The organism is Campylobacter showae CC57C, from assembly GCF_000344295.2.
Lineage (GTDB): Bacteria > Campylobacterota > Campylobacteria > Campylobacterales > Campylobacteraceae > Campylobacter_A > Campylobacter_A showae_B.
The window spans coordinates 1-7,900 of the sequence record NZ_AOTD01000180.1; the positions used below are offsets into that span (position 1 = coordinate 1).

General features: G+C 47.9%; 6 protein-coding genes. All 6 read left to right on the forward strand.

What is annotated here, in order from left to right; all coding sequences use genetic code 11:
* Positions 1–255: 255 nt before the first annotated feature.
* Entirely contained in the window at positions 256–1,404 is a 1,149-nt protein-coding gene (locus tag H740_RS06835; protein ID WP_002952686.1) for a hydrogenase small subunit, read from the forward strand.
* Positions 1,405–1,406: 2 nt separating this feature from the next.
* The gene (locus H740_RS06840; RefSeq protein ID WP_002952687.1) at positions 1,407–3,125 is read left to right on the forward strand and encodes a nickel-dependent hydrogenase large subunit; all 1,719 of its coding nucleotides are present in this window, start codon (positions 1,407–1,409) and stop codon (positions 3,123–3,125) included.
* 11 nt (positions 3,126–3,136) lie between these two features.
* Positions 3,137–3,820 (forward strand): Ni/Fe-hydrogenase, b-type cytochrome subunit, encoded by a 684-nt coding sequence (gene cybH / locus H740_RS06845; RefSeq protein WP_002947950.1) that lies wholly within the window; start codon positions 3,137–3,139, stop codon positions 3,818–3,820.
* Entirely contained in the window at positions 3,820–4,497 is a 678-nt protein-coding gene (locus tag H740_RS06850) for a HyaD/HybD family hydrogenase maturation endopeptidase (protein ID WP_002952688.1), read from the forward strand. Before cybH ends, H740_RS06850 begins: the two co-directional genes overlap by 1 nt.
* Entirely contained in the window at positions 4,494–6,035 is a 1,542-nt protein-coding gene (locus H740_RS06855) for a hypothetical protein (RefSeq protein ID WP_002952689.1), read from the forward strand. Before H740_RS06850 ends, H740_RS06855 begins: the two co-directional genes overlap by 4 nt.
* On the forward strand, positions 6,019–7,900 hold a 1,882-nt coding region (hypF, locus tag H740_RS06860; protein ID WP_002952690.1), incomplete at its 3' end, for a carbamoyltransferase HypF. The genes H740_RS06855 and hypF, both read left to right, overlap by 17 nt.

A 7,900-nucleotide genomic window follows, 5' to 3' on the forward strand; every position in this document is an offset into this window, starting at 1 on the left:
TTTAAAATATCAAAATGTAAAAATACTTTATTAAATTTATCTTTTTATACTTTAATTATTTTTAGAGTTTTCTTTGCAAAAATATCACTAAAATAACAATATACTTAATTATTAAAACTAGTTCTTTTGCTAAATATAGAATTTTAAATTTTAGTTGTAATATTTCAATATTTAAAGCTATTTGATAATAATTAAAGACAAATTTACTCTTTTATCAAACATGCCAAAATGCAAATTTCACTCCAAGGAGAGAGCATGAGAGATGATGTCCTAGTTAGGATAAACGAGAGGCTTAACGTGCTTGCCGCGCTTCCAACCCTAAAAAACGGATCGATCGGCGAAGCTTTAAAGAAAAGCGGATTTAGCAGGCGCGATTTTATGAAATGGGCGGGCGCGATGACGGCGTTTATGGCGCTGCCCGCGTCAATGACGCCAACTGTAGCTAGAGCCGCCGAGCTTAGCGATAGACTGCCCGTGATATGGCTACACATGGCCGAGTGTACGGGATGTAGCGAGAGCTTGCTTCGCACAGATGCGCCGAGTATAGATAGCTTGATTTTTGATTACATCAGCCTCGAGTATCACGAAACCGTGATGGCGGCGGCAGGCTGGCAGGCCGAGGAAAACCTAGAAAGCGCGATCGAAAAATACAAAGACAGATACATCCTGCTAGTCGAGGGCGGCATACCTACGGGCGATACGGAAAACTATCTCACGGTCGGTCCTTTGGGGCTTAGCGGGCTTCATCACGCAAAGCACGCGAGCGAAAACGCCGCGGCGATATTTGCTATCGGTACCTGTTCGAGCTTTGGCGGTATACAAGCGGCAAAGCCAAACCCGTCAAATTCCGTCGGTCTATCAAAAGTAACTTCAAAACCGGTCATAAACGTCCCGGGCTGTCCTCCGAGCGAGAAAAACATCGTGGGCAACGTCCTTCACTACATACTTTTCGGTACCTTGCCCGCACTTGACGTATTTAACCGTCCAAAGTGGGCTTACGGGCTTAGGATCCACGATCTATGCGAAAGGCGCGGTAGGTTTGATGCGGGCGAGTTCGTGCAGACTTTTGGCGACGAGGGTGCGAAAAACGGCTACTGCCTCTACAAAGTCGGCTGCAAAGGCCCTTATACATTTAACAACTGCTCGCGCGAGAGATTTAACCAGCACACTAGCTGGCCGGTGCAGGCGGGTCACGGCTGCATAGGTTGCTCGGAGCCTGATTTTTGGGATACGATGGGGCCTTTTGAGGAGCCGATGGCAGATAGGCTGTTTAACACCGTTTTAGGCCTAGGCGCCGATAACGTCAGCGATAAAATCGGCATCGGAGTGCTGGCGCTCGCAGGCATCGGCATAGCAGCGCACGCCGCGATAAGCATTTTTGCTAAAGACAAAGAGGAGGCGTAAAAATGAGCGAGCAAAGAATAGTAATAGACCCGATAACCAGGATAGAAGGTCACCTGCGCATAGAGGTCGTCGTAGATGAAAATAACGTAGTTAAAGAGGCCTACTCGGGCTCGACGCTTTGGCGCGGTATAGAGCAGGTCGTAAAGGGTCGAGATCCGAGGGATGCTGGATTTTTCATGCAGAGGATTTGCGGCGTTTGTACGTTTTCGCACTACCGCGCGGGTATCATGGCCGTCGAGAACGCGCTAGGCATCGTTCCTCCGCTAAATGCGCAGCTAACGCGCACGCTGATGAACAACGCCCTTTATATGCACGATCACGTAGTGCATTTTTATCAGCTCCACGGCCTTGACTGGGCGGACGTGGTCTCGGCTCTAAGCGCGGACGTGCACAAGGCTAGCGACGAGGCGTTTAAATACTGCGACACGCCTTACGCGACCGGCGCAGATAAGCTAAAAGAGGTAAAAGAGCGCGTCGAAGCATTTGTAAAAAAGGGAAATTTAGGGCCTTTTGCAAACGCGTACTGGGGACATCCGACTTACAAATTTACGCCGGAGCAAAATTTGATCGTGCTTTCGCACTACCTTGAGTGCCTAAGGATACAAAGAACGGTAGCGCAGATGATGGCGATATTTGGAGCAAAACAGCCTCATCCTCAAAGTCTCACCGTAGGCGGCGTAACCTGCGTCATGGACTTGCTAGATCCTGCAAGACTAGGCGAATACCTAACCAAATTTCAAGAAGCGGCCGATTTTATCAACCGAGCGTATTATCCCGATCTAGTCATGGCCACTAAAGCCTACGGCAGCGAGCCAAGCGTGCTAAAAGACGTCGGCGTGTCAAATTTATTCGCTTACGACGAGTTTTTAGTCGGCAAAAACGAGTACCTGATCCAAGGCGGAGTTATCCTAAACGGCGACATTAGCAAGGTTTATGAAGTAAACGGCGACAAGATCACCGAGGAAGCCACTCGCGCATGGTATAAAAACCCGGCTCCGCTGCATCCGTACGACGGCGAGACCGAGCCAAACTACACCGGCCTAAAAGATATGAAAACATTGGGCGGCCATGGCAAGGAGGTAGATACCAAGGTCTTTGACGAAAAGGGCAAGTATAGCTGGATCAAAGCACCTCGCTATGAGGGCAAACCGATGCAGGTGGGACCAATAGCTAGCATCGTGATAAACTACGCCAAAGGCAACGAGCGCGTGGTGAAGATCGTAGATAAATTTTTAAAAGATACGGGACTTCCGCTTGAGGCGGTATTTTCTACTCTAGGTAGAACCGCAACCAGGATGCTAGAGGCTAAACTAGTAGCCGATCATGGATTAACGGCCTTTGATAGCCTAGTAGAAAATCTAAAAACCGATCAAGAAACCTGCGCGAAGTACGTCATAGATAACGGCAAAGAGTATAAAGGAAATTTCCAAGGCAACGCCCCTCGCGGCGCGCTTAGCCACTGGTGTCGCATAAAGGACGGCGTGATAACCAACTGGCAAGCAGTCGTGCCTAGCACGTGGAACGCCTCGCCAAAAGACGCCGCAAACGTGCGCGGAAGCTATGAGGAGTGCCTCATCGGGCTAAAGATCGCCGATCTAACCAAGCCGCTTGAGATCATCCGCAAGATTCACTCCTACGATCCTTGTATCGCATGCGCCGTGCACGTGATGGATGCGCGCGGCACGCAGCTGGGCGAATACAAAATCAACCCGAATTTATGAAAGGAGCGTCTATGAGCGAGCATAAATTTGACCGCAAAAGCGAGTATGAATTTTCCATCGGGCTTAGAGCGACGCACTGGATCAGGTTTTTTGCCATCACCTTTTTGGTCGTGAGCGGATACTATATATCCTATGTTTTCGTTAGTCCAGAGGTCACGACCCAGCCCGTACTTTTTATGAACGCCAAGTGGCGCGCGGCTCATCAGATCGCGGGATTTGTCCTGATAGCGTGCTTTATTTTCAAGCTTTACCTATTTATATTTGACAAATACAGCCGCAAAGAGGTCGTGAGTATCGTTGATTTTTTTAATCCAAAAGTCTGGATAGCGCAGATAAAATACTATCTGTTTTTAGGCCCGCATCCGCATCTAAAGGGCGTTTATAACCCGCTTCAGTTTGCGTCGTATTTTTTCTTTTATCTGGTGCTTTTTCTGATCTGCCTAACGGGCCTCGTGCTCTATGTCCACGTCTATCACGAGGGGCTTGGCGGGCTACTTTATGAGCCGATGAGGCAGTGCGAGGAGCTCATGGGCGGGCTGGCAAACGTTCGCACGATACACCGCATCTGCATGTGGATCATCATGGTTTTTGTGGTAGCGCACGTGTATATGGCGGTATTTAACGCTGTAAAAGGCAAAAATGGAGCTATGGACGCCATCGTAAGCGGCTACAAATACGTAAAAGACGAGCACTGATGCGCGTTTTGGTGCTAGGTATTGGCAACGTGATGTTTGGCGACGAGGGCGTTGGGGTGCATTTTGTAAAAATGATGGAGCGAAACTACAAATTTAGCCCTAAAAACGGGGCTAAATTTGACTCCGCGTTAAATTTGGGCGATAAATTTGACGCGTCAAATTTGGATGTCGCAAACTCAAATTTAAGTAGCGACCTCGCTCGTCGCGGCAACCCTAAATTTAACAACGCAGACGGCGCAAATTTGGAGCTAAGATTTATCGATGGCGGTACGCTAGCTATGGCGCTAACGCCCCTTATAGCTCAGGCGGACGTTTTGATAGTCGCCGACTGTATCAGCGCCGAGGGCGGCGAGACGGGGGATGTGTATTTTTTCGGTTACGAGCAGATGCCGCCCACCGTCTCGTGGAACGGCTCCGCGCACGAGGTCGAGATGCTAGAAACCTTGCGGCTCATGGAGCTTGCGGGCGATTTGCCGCGGACGAAAATTTTAGGTATCGTGCCAAAGCGCATCGAGCCTATGAGCTTTGAGCTCTCCGCGCAGGTGCAAGAGGGGGCAAATTTGATGGAAAAGACGCTTTTAAACGAGCTTTCGCATCTTGGATTTTGCTACGAAAAGATCGCAAATTTTAGCGTCTCTGATATCGCTTTAGAGTTTTCAAAAAAGGGCGCGATATGATTTTAGCTTACAAGTTTGACTGTGCGAGCGAAAATTTCGCATTTTTTCTTAAATTTTACGCGCAAAAAAGCGGGTTAAAATTTAGCATTAAAAAGCAGCGAGATTCAAGGGCGCTTTACACCGAAGGCTCGCAAGAGGAACTTTTGGCGTTTTCGGATATGCTTTCTGGCTCGCTGCCTCACAGTGTGTTTTTGCGCGGCTCAAAGGTCTACGCGAGCGAAAATTTACCAGGCGTTGAAACGAGCGAACCGCAAAATACACTCTCAAACATCACGCCAAGCGTCGTTAGCGCCTATCTTAAAGGCGAGCTAAAAGAGTGCGAAAACGGCGTTTTTAGCGACGTTTGCGTTTTTATAGAGGGCAAATTTACTCCCGTGACGAAGGCAAATTTTAGCGAGCTTTTGGAGTTTGCTTTTAAAAATTTATGCGCGGGCCAAAGTGTTAAATTTAAAGATATTAGCGGCGAATTTGAAGCGTCAAATTTCACCGAATTAAATGCAAATTTTAATCTTTTAATGCCGACAAACCTTAAAAATTTACCTAAAATTTTTATCGCAAACGAAGCTGAGCAAGTAGCTCTAGCAAGCTACGAAAAGCCCGCCGTTACGCTAAAAACGACAGCGATCTACCGCGGCAATCACCCAAGCTCGCCAAGATTTTTTGACGTCTGCGCGGCGAGGGACATTTTCCTCTACGCGCTTTGCGACAAGCTTTTTAAAGCAGGCGTAAATTTTATCGCTTTTTTGGCGCAAAGGCCGCCGTTTAAGGCTACCGTGCTTGAAAACGGATACATTTTTAGCGGCTCTAGGATTTATTATTCGCACGCAAATTTGAACCGGATGGAGGGCGCTACGGATAAAAATCTAGCCGCTTTTAACCTCGCAAAAAAAGAATTTGACGCAGACGGCGGGATAGCTAGGATATTTTTAAGCAGGTTTAAAGACGATGAAGTTAAAATTTACCCCAAATTTGATGATTTTAACGTCTTAAATTTCGCCTTGCCCGCTAGCTTTGAGGAGCTTTATGTGCAGATAAAGCGCGAGGAGGGCGGCGAGAGATTGCTTCAAAATTACGGCGAAAATTTTAGCCTGCCGCGCGGCGAGCTTAGCGTACAAAACGGCTTTTTCGGGCTATTTTGTATGGCGGGGGCGCTACTTGGATTTGATAGCGATACGCAAAAAGCGGGAGAGATTTTACTACAAAACGCGAGCGATTTTAACGGCGCAAAAGGGCCTAGGCTTGATTTTAAAATGCTAAACAAAACGCATTTTGACGTCGTTAAATTTGCTAGAAGCGGTATGAGCTTTAGGCTCGCGGGCGTCGATGCTAGGCTGCTTAGCTACGGATACGCCGAGTCGCTGGCGTATTTTTTGAGCGATTTTGCGGGCTTGCTAAAGCAGGATTTCGGCATGCAAAACGCACTGCTTTGCGGTTCGCTTTTTGAAAACAAAACGCTTGCAAATTTGACGTTAAAGCATCTAAAAACGGGTTTAAACGCCAAATTTAGCAAAGAGTTTTTGATTGAAGAGATGTTTTAAATATGAAATTTCAGGCCTGGTTCAAGGTGTAGGTTTTCGCCCTTTCGTTTATAATCTAGCCCTAAAATTCGGCCTTGCGGGCGAAATTTACAACGACGACGAGGGCGTAAAACTAACGCTTTGCGGCTCACACGAGCAGATAGAAGAGTTTGAAAAAGCTCTGCGCGAGGAGCTGCCCAGCCTCGCTCGCATCGACGAGATGAGAAAAACCGAGCTAGCGGACGCGAAATTTGACGACTTTCAGATAGTCGCCTCAAAATCAGCCAAAAAACACGCACCAATCTTGCCTGATTTTGCCTTCTGCCAAGACTGCGAGCGCGAGTTTTACGACCCTGCAGACCCGAGGTATCATTATCCTTTTATTAACTGCACCAACTGCGGCCCAAGGTTTTCTATCATTAAATCCTTGCCTTACGACCGCGCAAACACGACGATGAACGCGTTTAAGATGTGCGAATTTTGCGAGGGCGAATACAAAAATCCGCTAAATCGTCGCTATCACGCCCAGCCCGTTTCCTGCCCAAACTGCGGGCCAAGACTTGCTTTAAAAGATAAATTCGGGCGAGTTTTGGCGCGGGATAACGATAGCGCGAAGCAGGCCGCGCGTCTCATAAACGAGGGTAAAATTTTAGCCGTAAAGGGGCTTGGCGGATTTCATCTGATGTGCCGCTTGGAGGAGGATACGGTAGGGCTGCTAAGAGAGCGAAAAAAGCGGCCTAAAAAGCCATTTGCCGTGATGTGCAAAGACCTCGCGCGCGCTAAAAAATACGCTCAAATTTCGCCCGAGGAGCAGCAGCTTTTAAGCTCGAATTTAAAACCGATCGTCGTTTTACAAAGCTTGTCTGGCGCGCCGGTTCCATCAAATTTAGCGCCAGGCCTAAATAAAATCGGCATATTTTTGCCATACACGGGCGTTCATCTTTTGCTTTTTAAGTACCTAGAGGACGACGTCATCGCCACCTCGGCCAACGTCTCTGGCGAGCCCATCATCTACGATGAAAAAGACCTGCGAGAAAAACTGGGCGTCGTGATAGATTTTTATCTAGATAACGACCGAGAGATACGCTCGCCAAGCGACGATAGTATCGCGTTTGTAGCGGGCGGCGAGCCGGTTTTTATCCGCACGAGCCGCGGCGTGCATCCAAAATTTATCCGCACTAAATTTAAGAGCGAAAAGACCGTTCTAGCCGTCGGAGCAGAGCTAAAAAATCAGTTTGCGATCTTTAAGGACGGCGAGCTGATGATAAGCCCGTATATCGGCGACCTAAAAAACGTCGCGACCTATGAGCGGTTTTGCGCGCTAATCAAGCTTTTTAGCGAGATTTACGAGCTAAAATTTGACGAGATCGCGGCTGATTTGCACCCGCATTTTTTAAATTTGAAATGGGCGCGCGAATATGCCGCAAATTTCGGCTCAAAAATCACGCAAATCCAACATCATCACGCACATTTGCTTTCTGTGATTTTAGAAAACGATCTGGACGCAAATCGCGAGTATCTGGGCTTTTGCTTTGACGGTACGGGATACGGCGCAGACGGGAGCGTATGGGGCGGAGAGATCCTAAAAGTGCGCGGCAAAGAGTACGAGCGGGTTTGCAGATTTGACGAAGTTTTGCTGATCGGCGGCGAAGCTAGCGTGAAAAATATCTGGCAGATCGCTTATGCCGCGATTTTAAAATATGATTTAGAGCGCGAGGCGGAGGCATTTTTGGCTAAATTTGAGCCCGCTAAGCTAAAAAATCTAAAAATCCTGCACGAAAAGCAAATAAACTGCGTTAAAACCAGCTCGCTTGGACGCATATTTGACGCGTTTGCGGCGGTGATCCTTGGGCTTGATGCCATTAGCTACGAGGGCGAGGCGGGGA

What these genes read in the sequence shown, in the direction of transcription:
- H740_RS06835 (WP_002952686.1), top strand. Translation starts at nt 256, where the DNA reads ATGAGAGATGATGTCCTAGTTAGGATAAACGAGAGGCTTAACGTGCTT.
- H740_RS06840 (WP_002952687.1), top strand. Translation starts at nt 1,407, where the DNA reads ATGAGCGAGCAAAGAATAGTAATAGACCCGATAACCAGGATAGAAGGT.
- cybH (WP_002947950.1), top strand. Translation starts at nt 3,137, where the DNA reads ATGAGCGAGCATAAATTTGACCGCAAAAGCGAGTATGAATTTTCCATC.
- H740_RS06850 (WP_002952688.1), top strand. Translation starts at nt 3,820, where the DNA reads ATGCGCGTTTTGGTGCTAGGTATTGGCAACGTGATGTTTGGCGACGAG.
- H740_RS06855 (WP_002952689.1), top strand. Translation starts at nt 4,494, where the DNA reads ATGATTTTAGCTTACAAGTTTGACTGTGCGAGCGAAAATTTCGCATTT.